Raw genomic sequence first — 14,999 nt, forward strand, 5'->3', positions numbered from 1 at the left:
GACGGCTCCCCCTTCGGGCTGGTCGCGGTGCCCGTCCCCGGCCCGGGGCCGGCTTCCATAGGTGCCTCACGCATGGACGCTCCCCTCCCCCGTCCGGTCGCTGTGGTGGCAGGCCACCCGGCGGGCCGGCTCGCCGGCCACCGGCAGCAGCGCCGGTGCCTGCTGGCTGCAGAGGAAGGTCGCCAGCGGGCAGCGGGGAGCGAACGGGCAGCCCACCAGCTCCTCCTGGAGGCTCGGCGGCCGGCCCTCGATGGCCGCGAGCCGGCCCGCGGGAGCCTCCAGCCGTGGCGTCGAGTCGAGCAGCGCGGCCGTGTAGGGGTGGCGCGGGCGGTCGAACAGGGCCTCGGCCGGGCCGGTCTCGGCGATCCGTCCGGCGTACATCACGTAGACCCGGTCGCTGATGGCGGCGGCGAGCCCGAGGTCGTGGGTGACGAAGAGCAGGCCGGTGCCGAAGCGGGTCCGGAGGTCCCCGAGCAGGGCGACGACCTCGGCCTGGGTGGTGACGTCCAGGGCCGTGGTGGGCTCGTCGGCCAGGATCAGCGCCGGGTCTCCCATCAGGGCGGCGGCGATCATGACGCGTTGCAGCATGCCGCCGGACAGTTCGCCCGGGTACTGCCGCAGGGCGGCGGCGGTGAGGCCGACGGCCTCCAGCATCTCCGCGGCCCGGGCGGTGGCCGCGGCCGGGGCGGCGCCGGCGTTCAGCCGCACGCTCTCGGTGAGGAAGTCCCCGATCCGGCGGAGCGGGTTGATGGCGGCCCGCGGGTCCTGGAAGATCATGGCCGCGCTGCTGGTCCGCAGGCGGCGGAGCTGCTCGGGGGCCATGGTCAGGACGTCCTCGCCGTTGACCCGGACGGTGCCCTCGGTGCGGGCGCCGGCCGGGAGCAGCCCGAGGACGCTGCGCGAGGTGAGGCTCTTGCCGGAGCCGGACTCGCCGACCAGGGCGACCGTCTCGCGGGCCTCGACGGTGAGGTCGACGCCGGCGAGCACGGGTCTGGCGGTGTTCGGCAGGCTCAGGCGGTAGGCCTGGATGTCGAGGGTGGTCATCGGTCCCTCCTGGCGACCTGGTCGGCCCAGCGCTCGCCGACGACGTTGAAGGCGACCACGGTCAGCACGATGGCGGCGCAGGGCAGGATCGCCGACAGGGGGTAGCCGTGCTGGACGGCGGACTGGCCGTCGAAGACCATCCGGCCCCAGTCGGGCGTCAGCGCGGGTACGCCGAGCCCGAGGAAGGAGAGGCCGGCCAGGTCGATGAGGGCGTAGCCGAAGTTGACGGTGGACTGGGCGAGGACGACGGGGGCGATGCCCGGGACGACGTGCCGCAGGCAGATCTGCAGGCCGGAATGGCCCTGCACCTGGTACGCCTCCACGTACGGACGGCGGCGCTCGGCGAGCACCAGGGAGCGGGTGAGGCGGCTGACGTAGGGCAGGTAGGCGATGGCGAGGGCGATCACCGGGGCGAGCAGGCCCTCGCCGTGGACCGAGACGATCAGGATCGCCAGCAGCATGCCGGGGAACGCGAAGACCAGCTCGGTGCTGCGGGACAGGACGGAGTCCAGCCAGCCGCCGCGCCAGGCGGCCGCCACCCCGACGGCGACGCCGGCCAGGGTGGAGAAGGCGACCACGCCGAGCGGTCCGAGCAGCGAGGTGCGGGCTCCGAGCAGCAGGCGGGACAGGGTGTCGCGGCCGGAGGCGTCGACACCGAGCAGGTGGTCCGCCGACGGCCCGGCGAGGGCGTTGCCCAGGTCGACGGCGTTGGGGTCGTACGGTGCCAGCCAGGGGGCGAGCAGCGCGGCGAGGACCACCAGGGCGACGAAGCCCAGGCAGAGCCGGTGCAGCGGTGCGCGGCTGGTGCGGATCCGGGCCAGGCCGGGCCGGCGCAGCAGGGTCGCGGTCATGCGGCGGACCTCCTCGGCCCGAGGGTGACCCTGGGGTCGACCAGCGGGTGCAGCAGGTCGACGACCAGGTTCACCGTCATGAACAGGCCGACCATGATCAGGGAGATGGCCTGCACGGTGGGGAAGTCCTTGGTGGTGGTGGACAGTTCGAGGAGCTGCCCGATGCCGCCGACGCTGAACGCGGACTCCACCAGAACGGTGCAGACCAGCAGGGTGGAGACGATCAGCCCGCCGGTGGTGAGGACGGTGCCGAGCGCGTTGCGGAACACGTGCCGGCGGATCACCTTGTGGTCGGAAACCCCGCGGCTGCGGGCCACGGTGACGTGCTCCTGGCCGAGGACCTCCAGCATCGCGGCGCGGGTGACCCGGGCGAGCATGCCGATCAGGTAGAGCGCCAGGGCGACGGCGGGCAGGGTCAGGTGCCAGATCATCTGGCCGAGGCCGTCGCCGGTGCCGCCGGTGGGGAACCAGCCGAGCTTCACCGCGAACAGGCCCTGCAGCAGGACGGCCGCGACGAAGGACGGCGTGCCGAGCGCGAAGGTGGTGCTGACCAGGATGGTGGAGTCGGCGGCGCCGCCGCGCACCGCGCCGATCCAGCCCAGCAGCAGGCCGAGCGCGACGACCAGCACGAGGGCCATCCCGACCAGCAGCAGGGTGCTGGGCAGGCGGTCCGCGAGCAGCCGGGACACGTCGGTGCGGTAGGTGATCGAGCGGCCGAAGTCGCCGTGCAGGATCTGGCCGGTCCACCGCAGGTACTGGAGCACGAACGGGTCGTCCAGGTGGTACTGGGCGTTGATCGCCTTCAGCGCCTCCGGTGAGGCCGAGCGGCCGGAGAGCAGGAAGCTGGCCGGGTTGCCCGGCGCCAGGTACATCGCGCCGAAGATCACGAACGAGGCGCCGAACAGCGTGGCGGCCATCTCGGCCAGCCGGCGTGCGGCGAATCTCAGGAAGCTCACCGGGCCGCTCCCACGTCGGCCGCCCACGGGTAGTACATGTACGAGATGGTGGTGGGCGCGCCGGTGATCCTCTTGTTCAGGAACACGGCGGTCGGCCACTCCGCGACCGGTATCCACAGCAGCTGGTCGGAGGCGATCTTCTGGAGCTGCGCCTCGATCGCGAACCGCTGGGCGGGGTCGGCGGTGGTGGTGGCCTTCTTGACCAGGTCGTCGTAGGCGGGGTCGCTGAATCCCGCGTAGTTCTGGAAGGCCCCGGTCTTGAAGTTGGCCAGCAGGTCCAGCGGGTCGGTGATCGAGTCGTAGTACGTCTCGGGGAACATGTCGATGCCCTCGCGTGCCTCGGCCGAGGTGAAGAGCGAGGTGAAGGCGTTCGGCGCGATGGTCTTCAGCCGGACGTCCAGGCCGATGCCGGTGCCGGCCGCCTGCACGGCGGTGGCCAGCAGCGAGACGTCCTGGCCGATCGGGCTGGTGGCGACCGTGACGGTCTTGCCGGCCGCGCCCGCCTCCTTGATCAGGGCCTTGGCCCGGGCGAGGTCGGGGGTGGTGGGGGTGAGGCCCTCGAAGGCCTCCTTCCGGCTCTCCGCGGGGGCGGCCGCCCAGGCGGCGCGGGTGGTGAGGGAGCCGGTGACGGTGCCCGCGCCGCCGAGGCCGGCCTTGACGAAACCGGAGCGGTCCAGCGCGAGGGAGAGCGCCTGGCGGACCCGGACGTCGCCGAGCACGCCGCTCATGTTGGTGACGTTGACGTTGACGGTGCTCAGGCCCTCGCCGAACCAGAGGGTGCCGGCGCCGCTGCTCCGCAGCCGCTCGTAGCTCTCGGTGGGGATCAGGTAGCCGCCGTCGGCCTCGCCGGTGATCATGGCGTTGACCCGGGCCGAGGGGTCGGTGAGGAAGCGGAACTCGGCCTTGGCCGCCTTCGCCTTGGTACCCCAGTAGCTGTCGAAGCGGCGCAGTTCCAGGGACTGGCCCTTGTTCCAGGCGCCGAGCTCGAACGGGCCGGTGCAGTCCAGGCTGCCGGTGGTGCCGTAGTCCTTGCCCGCGGCCTCGATGCCGGCCTTGGCGGCCACCACGCCGGCGGCGGTCGCCATGTACTGGTTGAACTGCGAGTCCGGCTGGACGAGCTTCACGGTGACCTGGAGCGGGCCGGTCCTGGTGACCGTGCTGACGTTCTGGAACTGCTGGGCCCAGGCGGCGGCGTTGTCGGGGTTGAGCTGCCGGCCGAGGCTGTAGACCACGTCGTCGGCGGTCAGCACGCTGCCGTCGTGGAAGTGCACGCCCGGGCGCAGGTCGTAGACCCAGGTGGTGGGGTCGGGGTTGGACGCCTTCTCCGCGAGGCCCGGGGCCAGCGTGAGCTGCGGGGTCCACCGCATCAGGCTCTCGCAGACGTTGGAGAGGATGGTGTTCTGCGGGTAGTCGAACGCGGCGATGTAGTCGAGCGTGGGGGGCTCGGCGTACAGCGCCCAGGTGAAGGAGTCGACGTCACCCTTGGCGGCGGGCGTGTCCTGGGAGAGCTGATAGGACGAGCCGCCGCCGGTGTCACCGCTCTTCGGCGGCCCGGCGCAGGCCGCGACCAGGGCGAGGGCCGCGAGGGCCGCGACGGGCAGGGCCGGCCGGCGGTGGGACGAACGGGATCTGGACCCGTGCTGGGGGTCTGCCATCGGTGTTCTCTCTTCCGTGCTCACGGGGGTGGCGAGGAGATCTGTCAGCGGGCTGCGGAGCTGTGGGGGCGCCGCCGCGGTGTCCCGGGGGCGGCTACGGGCACACCGGTCACACGGTGCGCCGGGCCGCCGGCACCTGCTGGGTGATGCAGTGGACGCCGCCGCCGCCGTAGGCGATCACGCGGGAGCGGACACCCACGACCTTGCGGCCGGGCAGGGCGGCGGCGAGCACGGCCAGCGCGCCCTCGTCCTCGGGGACGTCCGCCACCGGGACGACCACTCCACCGTTGGCGATGTAGAAGTTGAGGTAGCCCACCTCGGTCTCCTTGCCGTTGACCTGGACGAATGCGCTCTGCGGCAGGTCGATGACCTCCAGCTTGCGGCCCCGGGCGTCGACGGCGGCCTCCAGTACGGCCCGGTTGGCACGCATCCGCTCGAAGTCGGGGTGCGCGGGGTCGGCGGGCAGCTGGACGACGACCTTGCCCGGCGCGACGAAGGCGCAGACACCGTCCACGTGGCCGTCCGTCTCGGTGTCCAGCAGACCGCCGTACGGCAGCCAGATCACGGTGCTGACGCCGAGCTTGGCGACCAGTTCGGCCTCGATCTCGGCCTTGCTCATGCCGGGGTTGCGGTTCGGGTTGAGCAGGCACTGCTCGGTGGTGATCAGGGTGCCCTCGCCGTCGACGGTGATCGCGCCGCCTTCGAGGATCATCCGGGAGTCGATCCGCTCGACGCCGAGGCGCTCCAGCAGGGCGGCGGCGATCCTGTCGTCGGTGTCGTAGGGGTGGTGCTTCTCGCCCCAGGCGTTGAAGCGGAAGTCGACGCCGGCGCGCTCGCCCTCCAGGCCGAGGACGAAGATCGGGCCGGAGTCGCGGAACCAGGAGTCGTCCAGGGGCAGTTCGACGACCTCGACCTCGTCGCCGCACAGGGCGCGGGCCTCCTCGCCCTGCCCCGGGCGGGCGACCATGGTCACCGGCTCGAACTCGGCGATCGCCCGGGCGACCTGCGCGTACTCGCGCTTGACCTCCTCGAAGGTGTCGCCCCACAGCTCGACCCTGGTGGGCCAGGCCATCAGGCAGCCGTCGTGCTCGGTCCACTCGGCCGGCATGCGAAACGTCATGGTGCTCTCCTAGGTGAATTTTCAGTCAGGGTGGAGGGGTGAGGCCGGCCCGGGGCTCCGGTCGTTTCTCGGACCGGGACGCCCGGGACGGTCGGCCGCCGTCCGCACGAGGGCGGCCGACCCGGGGAGCGGGGCTCCCGGTCAGTAGGCGGGCGGCACGGCCGGCTGCGACTGCGTGGCGCAGTGGATCCCGCCGCCGCCGCTCGCGATGCCGTCGATGTCGAGCTGGACGACGTCGCGTCCGGGGTACGTCGCCTGCAGGATCGCGTAGGCGACCCCGTCCGCGTGGGCGTCGCCGAACTGCGGCACGAAGACGGCGCCGTTGGCCACGTAGAAGTTGGTGTAGCCGGCCAGGAACTCCTTGCCCTTGCCCCGGATCGCCTTGGGGTCGGGACAGGGCAGTTCGGTGACCGCCAGCCGGCGGCCCCGGGCGTCGGTCGCGGTCCGCAGGATCTCCTTGGCCTGCTCGTGGACCGCCACCCACTTCGGGTCGGCACCGGCTGCGGGGCGGTCCAGGAGCACCTTGCCGGGCGCGGTGAACCGGGCCAGGTAGTCGACGTGCGCGTCGGTGATGTCCGCACCGGCCAGCCCGGGGATCCAGACGACCTTGTCGATCCCAAGGGCCGACTTGAGCGCCTGCTCGACCTGGTCCCGGCTCATGCCCGGGTTGCGGTTGGCGTTCACCAGCGAACTCTCGGTGGCGAGCAGGGTGCCCTGGCCGTCGGTCTCCAGCGAGCCGCCCTCGCCCGTGAACGGGGCCCGGATCCGCTCGACGCCGTACTGCTCCAGCAGCGTCGCTGCCGCGGCGGCGTCGTTGGCGTAGGGCTGGTAGTACGGCGTACCGCTCTTGCCCCAGCCGTTGAAGTTGGTGTCCACCCCGGCGACGGCGCCGGGGGCGACCACGAAGGTCGGGCCGAAGTCCCGGATCCACAGGTCGTCGTTCGGGATCTCCAGGACCTCGATGCCGTAGTAGCCGCCCCGGCCGCAGGCGTACCGGGCGTCGGCGGCCTGGGAGGGCCGGGCGAGCAGGACGACCGGCTCGTAGCGCGAGATCTCGTAGGCGAGCCTGGCGATGTCCCTGCGGACCGCCGGGAGTTGGTCCTGCCAGACGGACGAGAGTGCCGGCCAGGCCATGAAGGTGCGCTGGTGCCGCTCCTCCTCGGCGGGCATCCGCAGGGCGGCGCCCGACGGGCTGACGGCGGCGCGGGCGGTGACGGGAAGGGTCGCGCCGAGGGCCGCCAGGGGCAGCGCCGCCGCGCCGAACTGGAGCAGCCGGCGCCGGGACGGAAGTGCTGACGTGTTCAAGAAGACTCCCTGGAGGGTGCTGGGAGGTGGGGTATGCCCCGCATCCTGCCCCCAACTGAAAATTCAGTCAATACCCGCGAGTCCCGAGAGCCCACGCTTCGGCCCGAGCGGGACCACCGGCACCGCTCTGGACCCGCAGCCGAAGCCCGGGGCGCCCCGGCCCGGCCGTACTGAGCAGGGAGAGTCGCCGAACGGACAGCACCAGGGCAATCCTGATGATCTGATCAGGAAATGCCCCGAAGCGGCCGAGCGCCGGGTAGAGTGACCGCTCGTGTCCGACCGTCGAACCGAAATACTCAGAGCCGCCACCCGGGTCATCACCCGCCGTGGCGTGCGCGGCCTGCGCGTGGGCGAACTGGCAGCCGAGGCGGGGGTGTCGACCTCGCTGATCTACTACCACTTCACCGACCGGGCGGGCATCCTGCGCCAGACGCTGGAGTTCATCAGCGACCGGGCCGACCGCTACACCGCGGAACGCGACCCCGGCACACTCCCCGAGAGCCCCCGGGTCGAGCTGGAGCAAGTCCTGCTGCTGGAGCTCCAGGACACCGCCGAGGTACGGGAGAACAGCACCGCCTGGGGCGAGTTGAGGGCCAGCGCGGTCTTCGACCCGGAGCTGCGCGAGGAGCTGGCCAGGGCCACCCACACCTGGGTCCACGAGATCGCCGAGCTGCTGGGGCGGGCACACCCGGCGGGCACCGCACCGGCGCACGCGGCCTCGGCGGAGCGACTGACCGCCCTGCTGGAGGGCCTCAGCGTCCGCTGGCTCAGCGGGTCGCTCCCCTTGGACCACGCCCGCCGGCTGCTGCGGGACGCGATCGCAGCCGAGCTGCGACCGGCCTGAGGGTCGCCCGCGCCGGACGCGGCGCCGGTTCACCGCACGGCGGTGGAGGCCCCTGCCGTGCGGCAGGGGCCTCCACCGCCCCCGGGCCCCCTCACCCTCACCCTCACCCTCACCCTCGGGCGGAGTTCGGGCCGTTGCCGGTCGCAACTCTTGACTGAATTTTCAGTCAATGCGACAGTGTGGCTGCATCAAGACAGGCCCACTGCCCGGTACTGCACAGCCGGCCGGGTCGACCCGGCGCATCGCAACGGGCCGGGTCGAGCCAGGTCGCTCCGGGTCCATGGGCACCCCCGTGACCACCTCGGTGCGAGCCACGGGCCGATGCCCTCCCGCAGGGCGCCGAACTCCAGGACACCGGGAGAACCCCTCCGATGCTTCCGCACTTGCTGACCCCGCCCGTCGGCGCTCCGCCCGGGTTCCGGTTCGACATCCGCCCGACCGCGACACCGGACGGGGTCGGGACGGTGCGACGGCTGCTGCGCGACGCGCTCGTCGCCGTCCACCTCGACCCGGACACACCCTGCCTGCTGCTCTCGGAACTGCTGACCAACGCCCTGGTCCACGGCGACACCGCCTCCGTGATCATGGAATTGCGGGCCGGACGCCTCCTGATCGCCGTCGCCGACCACTCCCCCGCACGCGTGGAACGACTGCCCGAATGCTCCGAGCGGACGAGCGGACGTGGCCTCGCCCTGGTGGAGGCCCTGGCCGACGCCTGGGGGGTCTCCCCCTTCGGCGCCGGCGGAAAGGCCGTGTGGGCGACGGTCGCGGCGGCCTGACGGCGACGGAACACCCCGCGCCCGGCCGATCCGGCGGGCGCCGACACCCCACGGCAGCGCCGGGCGAACCCCGCCGACCTGCCGACCGCACGAAAGCACCCCCATGCTCCGCAACGGACTCGACCCCTGGCACATCCTGCTCGTGGTGGCCGTGGTCATCCTGCTGTTCGGCTCGAAGAAGCTGCCCGACATGGCGCGCGGCCTGGGCAGATCCCTGCGGATCCTGAAGGCCGAGACGGCCGCCCTGCGCGAGGACGACCCCACGCCCGAGAGCGGCACCGCGGCCGAGAGCGGCACCGCGGCCGAGGGCGGTACCGCGGCCGAGGCGCCGTGCCCGGCGGTGGCCGCGCCCGAGCGAACGTCCCCCGGGCCGCAGGCCGCCGGGCCGCAGGCCGACCGGTCCCAGGGCCACCGGTCGCTGCCCGGGCACAGCGGCACCGCCTGAGCCCGGCGGTCGGCCCCACGCCGGGCCGGCCGACCGGGCGGACCGGGCAGACCGGGGCAGGCACCGAGGTGCCTGCCCCGTCCGCATGCCCGTTCATCGGCTCATCGGCTCATCGGTACGCCGGTACAGCTCTTTGTCCGCATGCCTGCAGTGCCCCCTCCACCCCGGGATCAGCCGGCCGCCGGGGTGCCGGGCTGGTCGTGGGTGGAGCAGTGGATCCCACCGCCGCCGGAGGCGATGTTGTCGATCTTGAGCGGGACGATGTCCCGCCCCGGGAAGTGCTCGCGCAGGATCTGCCGGGCGCGGTCGTCGGCCGGTCCGTCCCCGAAGCGCGGCAGGAACAGCGACTTGTTGGCGACGTAGAAGTTGATGTACGAGGAGACGAAGGCGTCGCCGCGGCCGGTGATCCGGTCCGGGTCGGGCTGAGGCAGCTCGATCACCTGCAGGGGCTTGCCGTTCGCGTCGGTGGCGTCCCGCAGCACCTCCTTCGCCTGGGCCGCCGAGCGCGACCAGACGTCCTCGGGCGCACCGGGGAACGGCTGGTCCAGCAGCACGACGCCCGGCGCGGCGAACCGCACCAGGCAGTCGACGTGGGCGTCGGTGATGTCCTGGTCCCGGACGCCGGCGAACCAGATCACCTTCGTCACGCCCAGGGCCCGCTTGAGCTCGGCCTCGATCTCGTCCCTGGACCTGCCGGGGTTGCGGCGGTCGTTGACCACCGAGCTCTCGGTCACCAGCAGGGTGCCCTGGCCGTCGGTCTCGAAGGATCCGCCCTCGGCGACCAGGGAGGTGCTGACCCGCTCGATGCCGTACCGGGCCAGCAGCGCGCCGGCCAGGGCGGTGTCGTTTCCGTGCTCCTTCTGCTTGTTGCCCCAGCCGCTGAAGTTGAGATCGACGCCCTTGACGGTGCCGGAGTCCTCCACGAAGACCGGTACGGTGTCCCGCGCCCACAGGTCGTCCACCGGTAGGGCGACGACCTCCACCCCGTCCCCGCAGGCGCGCTGCGCGGCGTCGGCCTGGGCCGGCCGGGCGAACATCACCACCGGCTCGTAGCGGCCGACGGCCCGGGCCAGACCGGCGATGTCCTGCCGGACGTCCGGAAGTTGACTGTCCCAGATGCCGGTGGAGGCGGGCCAGGACATGAAGGTCCGCGCGTGGCTCTCCCACTCCGCCCCGAACCGCCGGCCGGGCGGTGTTCCCCCGCCGGGCGACGCCGGCTCCGGCGCCGGCTCCTCGTCCCCCGACGGTGAGCAGGCGACCCCACCGAGGGTCAGCAGGCCGGCACCGGCGGCGGCACGCAGCATGGTCCGACGGGACAGGGCGAGATCTGGCACAGGACAACTCCGAGGGGGAAGGGGTGACTTCGGCCGGGAGGCGGCGCCGCCGGGGCCCGGCCCCGGGCAGGCGGGGTCCGCACAGCGCCGGTCCGGGCAGGGCCGCGCCGGCACGCGGCAGGAAAGGACGGAACGTGATGGGACGGGACCGGGACCGGGACCGGGCTACGGCAGTGGCTCGTGCATGGTCGAGCAGTGGATCCCGCCGCCGCCGGCCATCAGCCGGTCGACGTCCAGCTGGACGACCTCCCGGCCGGGGAAGGCCGCGGCCAGCGCCCGCCGGGCCGCGGCGTCCTTCGCCTGGTCGCCGAACTGCGCCGTGATCACCGCGCGGTTGACCAGGTGGAAGTTGAGGTAGGAGTCGACGAACTTCGAGTCCCGCGACCGCACGGTGTCGGGACCGTCGACCCTGATGACCTGGAGCCTGCGGCCCCGGGCGTCGGTGGCCCGGGAGAGGATGTCGAACTGCTGACGGGCGTCGCGGGCCCAGACGTCGTTCCGGTCCGCCGGGGGCAGCTGCACCAGCACCACGCCCGGCCGGACGAACCGCGAGGTGACGTCGATGTGGTCGTCGGTGATGTCCTGGCCCTTGATGCCGGGCACCCAGATCATCCTGTCGGCGCCGTAGACGTGCAGCACCGCCTCCTCGACCTCGGCCCGGCTCCACCCCCGGTTGCGGTTCTTGTTGACGAGGCTGCTCTCGGTGGCCATCACGGTGCCGTCGCCGTCCGTCTCGATCGCGCCCGGCTCGCCCACGAAGTCGGCGGCGCTGAAGCGCAGGCGGTTGCGGTCGGCGATGCCCCGCGCGACCTCGGCGTCGTCGGCATGGGTCTGCTTGTTGCCCCACCCGTTGAAGTTCAGGCCGACGGCGTCCAGGGCCCCGTAGCCGTCGCGCCGGAACACCGGGGCGGTGTCGCGCATCCAGAGGTCGTCGGTGGGGATCGCGTCGGTGACCGTCACCTCGGGCCCGCACCGGGCGCGGGCGTCCGCGGCCGTCCCGGAGTCCGGGGCGCACATCACCACCGGCTCGAACCGTGCGACGGTCCGGGCGATCAGCGCGATGTCCTGCTGCACACCGGCCAGCTGGCGCCCCCAGACCGACCGGCGGGACGGCCAGGACATCCAGGTCCGGGCGTGCGGCACGTCGTCCGCGGGGACCCACCAGCGCGGCAGCGGTCCGTCCGCGGACGGGGCCGCGGCGGCCGCCCGGGGGCCGAGCGCCAGGCCGGCCGCGCCCAGGCCCACCGCGCCGAGGAGGGATCGCCGCGAGGGGCCGGCTCCGAAGAGGCGGCCGACGAGGGAGGGTCCCGCAGTGCCGGGGTCGTTCATGTGCGTCTCCAGATCAAGTATCGCCCGTGTCCGGCCGGGTGCGCCGCCCGGGCGCGGGGCTCGGCCGGGCAGGCGGGCCCAGGGCGGCCGGGCCGGGCCTGAGCCGACGGACCTACGGCGATCCCCGTAAGGGCGTGCCGTACCCACACTGTCGCATTGACTGAAAATTCAGTCAAGGACGACTCCAGGGGACTGCCCCACAGCTTGAGCGGCCCCGCACCCGGGCGGCCCGGCAGCGGCGCCGAGCGGTCGAACCGCGGTTGACCTGCGATGTTCGCGCGCCTGGACCACCCGCGCGGAGCCGGCCGCGGGCGGGGCCGTCCGCAGCCCTGACGGGAGGGGGGCGGCCTCCGGCGGCATGGCGGAAGCGTGATGCGACCCGCCGACGGACACGAACGGACCGACCGGGGCAGGGGCTCGTGGACGTACCCGCCCGGACCCTGGCGCCGCCGCACGGCGCCGGCGACCGGGCACGGGCCGGCAGCGGGCGAGGTCCAGCGGAGGTCTAGCGGCGGGCGAGCATCTCCAGCTCACCGTCGATCGCGCCGGCCATCAGCTCCCGCGCGTGGGACAGCGGCAGACTGCCGCTCAGCCACCGCACGCTGAGGCCTTCGAGCAGTGCGGTCAGGCGCTCGGCCGAGCCGGCCAGGGCGGCGGCGCCGCCCATCGGCCGGACCTTGCCGAGCAGTTCCGCGACCTCCTGGACCCAGATCAGCGTGGACCGGGCCAGGTCCTCCCGCAGTTCGGGCTCGAAGACCGCGCTCGCCCGCAGCTCCCCCCATGCGGTGCTGTTCTCGCGCACCTCGGGAACGTCCTGGAACTCCAGCAGGAGCGTCTGTTCCAGCTCGGCCCTGGCGTCGAGCGGCGGGGCGCCGGGATCGCGCCGGGTGGTGTACCGCTCGGCGCGGTCGCTGATGAACTCCAGGGTCGACCGCAGGATGCCGGTGCGGTCCTTGAAGTGGTAGTAGATCAGCGCCGTGGACACACCGGCCTCGGCCGCCAACTCCTCCACGCGCAGCCCGCGGACCCCGCGCCGGGCAATGACCCGCGCGGCCGCTTCCATGATCGAGGTTCTACGGTCTGCCACGGGGCAACACCCTACCCGGTGGTCCCACCCGGACAGAACCCTCGGGACTGACTGAAATTACAGTCGGCTAGAGTGCCTCCAGCATGCCCGGGCCGACTGCCCCGACCCCAGTGCCCCGAACCGGCCCCGACCGACGGGACCGGACCGCCACCGCGCGGGCCCCGCCTGACGGTGCCACGGCCCCCGCACGGGCGCCCGCCCCTCGGCCGGACCGCCCCGGCCGGACCGCACGCCCCGGTGGCGGCACCGGCCCGGGGCGCCGCACCCACCCGAACACCCACCCCGAGCCGCCGGAGGCCATCGTGACCACTGGAGACCGCACGGTCCCGCTGCCCTCGACCTTTCAACCGCTCTCGGCGGACGATCCGCGCGAGGTGGGCGGCTACCGCGTGTTCGCCCGACTGGGCGCGGGCGGCATGGGGCGGGTCTACCTCTCGTACACCCGGGGCGGCCGGCCGGTGGCGATCAAGGTCGTCCGGCCGGAGCTGGCGCAGGATCCCGAGTTCCGGCACCGGTTCGCCCGCGAGGTGGCCAGCGCCCGCCGGATCCACGGGCTCTACACCGCGCAGGTGGTCGACTCGGGGGTCGACGCCGCCCAGCCGTGGCTCGCCACCGCCTACGTGGCCGGCCCGTCGCTGCAGCAGGTGGTGGACCGGTTCGGTCCGCTCCCGGAGCGGGCCGTCCTGCTGATCGTCGCCGGCGTCGCGGAGGCGCTGCAGGCGATCCACTCGACCGACGTGGTGCACCGTGACCTCAAGCCCGCCAACGTCCTGCTCGCCGCCGACGGCCCCCGGGTGATCGACTTCGGCATCGCCCGGGCCGCCGACACCAGTGCGCTCACCTCGACCGGCCTGCGGATCGGCTCCCCCGGATACATGGCGCCGGAGCAGGTCCTCGGGCAGCCCGCCGGCCCGGCCACCGACGTCTTCGCGCTCGGCGCGCTCGCCGTCCACATCTGCACCGGTGCACCGCCGTTCGGCGGCGGACCGGAGTCCGCCGCCATGTACCGGGCGGTGCACGAGGACCCGGACCTCTCCCGGGTGCCGGCCGGGCTGCGCCCGCTGCTCCTCCAGTGCCTGGCCAAGGACCCCGCGCGGCGCCCCGGCACCCTCCAGATCATCGAGGCCGCCGGCAGCCACCCCGCGGTCGGCGGACACCTGCGGTTCGCCGACGGCTGGCTGCCGCACCCGGTCAGCTCCGAGATCCGGCGCCGCGCCGACCTCCCCACGGCCCAGGCCGGACCGGACGCCACCGGAGCGCCCGGCGCCGGGCCCGACACCGCCGGGCCCGACACGACGCCGGACCCGGTCCGGGCCGCGACGGCCGAGGCCCCCACCGCCCTGGCCCCGGCTCGCCCCCCGGTCCCCGCACCCGCCTCCGCATCGGCCCCGGCAGCGGCCGACGAGCGGGGGCGGGACCGCGACCGGCGCCGGGGGTCGCGACGCCGGCGGACGACCGTCACCACGACCGTCGCCCTGCTGGTCGGTGCCGCGGGCGCGGCCGCCGTCCTGCTCTCCCCGCTGCTCGGTGACGACCTGGCTGACGCCGACACCATGGACGTCGGCCCGACCGGCGCGCCCCCGAGCGCACCCGTGACCCCGGCCCCGAGCCCGCCCGTCCCCACACCGACCGCCGCCGCCCCCGGCCCGGGCTGGACGCCGGTGTACACCGGGACGGAACTGACCTCGCCGGACCCGACGTACGAGTTCGACATCAAGTCCGGCCGGGTCGCCCCGCAGGAGAACGCCGCCTGGTACCTGGGGCGCAGCGCCGGCGAGTTCTTCGTGCCCGAGGACAGCGACACCTACATCGCCGCCGACGGCCGGCTGACGCCCGAGGACTGCGTCAAGGGCGTGGAGAGCCGGCCCGCCGGCACGCTGCCGTTCAGTACCCTGCGCGACGGCCGGGCCTTCTGCGTCCGTGACCAGGGCGGCCGCGAGGTCGCCGTGGTGCGGGTGCTCGCGGCGGGCACCGAGGACGGCGCGGTGCGGATCTCGATGGACTACTACCGCCGGAACGGCTGAGCGGGCGCGGGCCGGAGGGCACCGGTCCAGGCGGCTGGGAGCACCCGGGGTCGGCAGACGGTTCAGCTGCGTCGACACCATCAGTTCCTCGCCGGTCAGGGACGACGCACCGCTGCCGGTGGCGAGGGCTGGGCGGGGGCAGGGCCGCGCAGGACGAGGACGGCCAGGGCCCCCGCCTCCGGTCGCCGCACGCTCGCCCAGCCGGCCGTCAGCAGCGTCAACTCGG

Annotated in this window: 13 protein-coding genes; 4 read left to right on the forward strand and 9 right to left on the reverse strand. The window is 73.8% G+C overall.

Annotated features, from left to right (window positions below; genetic code table 11):
- Window positions 1-66: 66 nt before the first annotated feature.
- The 6 genes from J2S46_RS02665 to J2S46_RS02690 all read right to left on the reverse strand — a co-directional run bounded on the left by J2S46_RS02665 (window position 67) and on the right by J2S46_RS02690 (window position 6,931).
- Window positions 67-1,044: an ABC transporter ATP-binding protein gene (locus tag J2S46_RS02665; protein ID WP_191291440.1), complete on the reverse strand. Its 978-nt coding sequence runs from the start codon at window positions 1,042-1,044 to the stop codon at window positions 67-69.
- A complete protein-coding gene (locus J2S46_RS02670; protein ID WP_191291439.1) occupies window positions 1,041-1,895 on the reverse strand; it encodes an ABC transporter permease in 855 nt (284 codons plus the stop codon). The genes J2S46_RS02665 and J2S46_RS02670 overlap by 4 nt, the downstream gene beginning before the upstream one ends.
- The gene (locus J2S46_RS02675) at window positions 1,892-2,851 is read right to left on the reverse strand and encodes an ABC transporter permease (protein WP_079197468.1); all 960 of its coding nucleotides are present in this window, start codon (window positions 2,849-2,851) and stop codon (window positions 1,892-1,894) included. The genes J2S46_RS02670 and J2S46_RS02675 overlap by 4 nt, the downstream gene beginning before the upstream one ends.
- A complete protein-coding gene (locus tag J2S46_RS02680; RefSeq protein WP_191291438.1) occupies window positions 2,848-4,506 on the reverse strand; it encodes an ABC transporter substrate-binding protein in 1,659 nt (552 codons plus the stop codon). Before J2S46_RS02680 ends, J2S46_RS02675 begins: the two co-directional genes overlap by 4 nt.
- A gap of 109 nt (window positions 4,507-4,615) precedes the next feature.
- The gene (locus J2S46_RS02685; RefSeq protein WP_229912931.1) at window positions 4,616-5,626 is read right to left on the reverse strand and encodes an agmatine deiminase family protein; all 1,011 of its coding nucleotides are present in this window, start codon (window positions 5,624-5,626) and stop codon (window positions 4,616-4,618) included.
- A 141-nt stretch (window positions 5,627-5,767) separates the two neighbouring features.
- A complete protein-coding gene (locus tag J2S46_RS02690) occupies window positions 5,768-6,931 on the reverse strand; it encodes an agmatine deiminase family protein (protein WP_191291437.1) in 1,164 nt (387 codons plus the stop codon).
- 271 nt (window positions 6,932-7,202) lie between these two features.
- On the opposite strand from J2S46_RS02690, the gene J2S46_RS02695 reads away from it, so the two are divergent.
- The 3 genes from J2S46_RS02695 to tatA all read left to right on the forward strand — a co-directional run bounded on the left by J2S46_RS02695 (window position 7,203) and on the right by tatA (window position 8,999).
- Window positions 7,203-7,775 carry a TetR/AcrR family transcriptional regulator gene (locus tag J2S46_RS02695; RefSeq protein WP_191291436.1) on the forward strand — a complete coding sequence of 191 codons (573 nt, stop codon included), beginning with the start codon at window positions 7,203-7,205 and terminating at the stop codon, window positions 7,773-7,775.
- A 383-nt stretch (window positions 7,776-8,158) separates the two neighbouring features.
- Window positions 8,159-8,554 carry an ATP-binding protein gene (locus J2S46_RS02700; RefSeq protein ID WP_307348498.1) on the forward strand — a complete coding sequence of 132 codons (396 nt, stop codon included), beginning with the start codon at window positions 8,159-8,161 and terminating at the stop codon, window positions 8,552-8,554.
- Between the two features lie 103 nt (window positions 8,555-8,657).
- Window positions 8,658-8,999, forward strand: coding sequence for a Sec-independent protein translocase subunit TatA (gene tatA / locus J2S46_RS02705; RefSeq protein ID WP_191291434.1), 342 nt, complete (start codon window positions 8,658-8,660; stop codon window positions 8,997-8,999).
- 170 nt (window positions 9,000-9,169) lie between these two features.
- Here the strand turns inward: tatA and J2S46_RS02710 are convergent, their stop codons facing one another.
- The 3 genes from J2S46_RS02710 to J2S46_RS02720 form a co-directional block, all read right to left on the reverse strand.
- The gene (locus tag J2S46_RS02710) at window positions 9,170-10,333 is read right to left on the reverse strand and encodes an agmatine deiminase family protein (protein ID WP_229912930.1); all 1,164 of its coding nucleotides are present in this window, start codon (window positions 10,331-10,333) and stop codon (window positions 9,170-9,172) included.
- Between the two features lie 165 nt (window positions 10,334-10,498).
- Window positions 10,499-11,662, reverse strand: a complete 1,164-nt coding sequence (locus J2S46_RS02715) for an agmatine deiminase family protein (RefSeq protein ID WP_191291433.1) — start codon at window positions 11,660-11,662, stop codon at window positions 10,499-10,501.
- A 505-nt stretch (window positions 11,663-12,167) separates the two neighbouring features.
- Window positions 12,168-12,725 (reverse strand): TetR/AcrR family transcriptional regulator, encoded by a 558-nt coding sequence (locus tag J2S46_RS02720; protein ID WP_191291493.1) that lies wholly within the window; start codon window positions 12,723-12,725, stop codon window positions 12,168-12,170.
- 326 nt (window positions 12,726-13,051) lie between these two features.
- Here J2S46_RS02720 and J2S46_RS02725 point away from each other — a divergent pair, with 326 nt between their 5' ends.
- Window positions 13,052-14,773: a serine/threonine-protein kinase gene (locus J2S46_RS02725; protein WP_229912928.1), complete on the forward strand. Its 1,722-nt coding sequence runs from the start codon at window positions 13,052-13,054 to the stop codon at window positions 14,771-14,773.
- Window positions 14,774-14,999: the final 226 nt, after the last annotated feature.

The sequence above is a fragment of the Kitasatospora herbaricolor genome (assembly GCF_030813695.1).
Classification (GTDB): Bacteria; Actinomycetota; Actinomycetes; order Streptomycetales; family Streptomycetaceae; genus Kitasatospora; species Kitasatospora herbaricolor.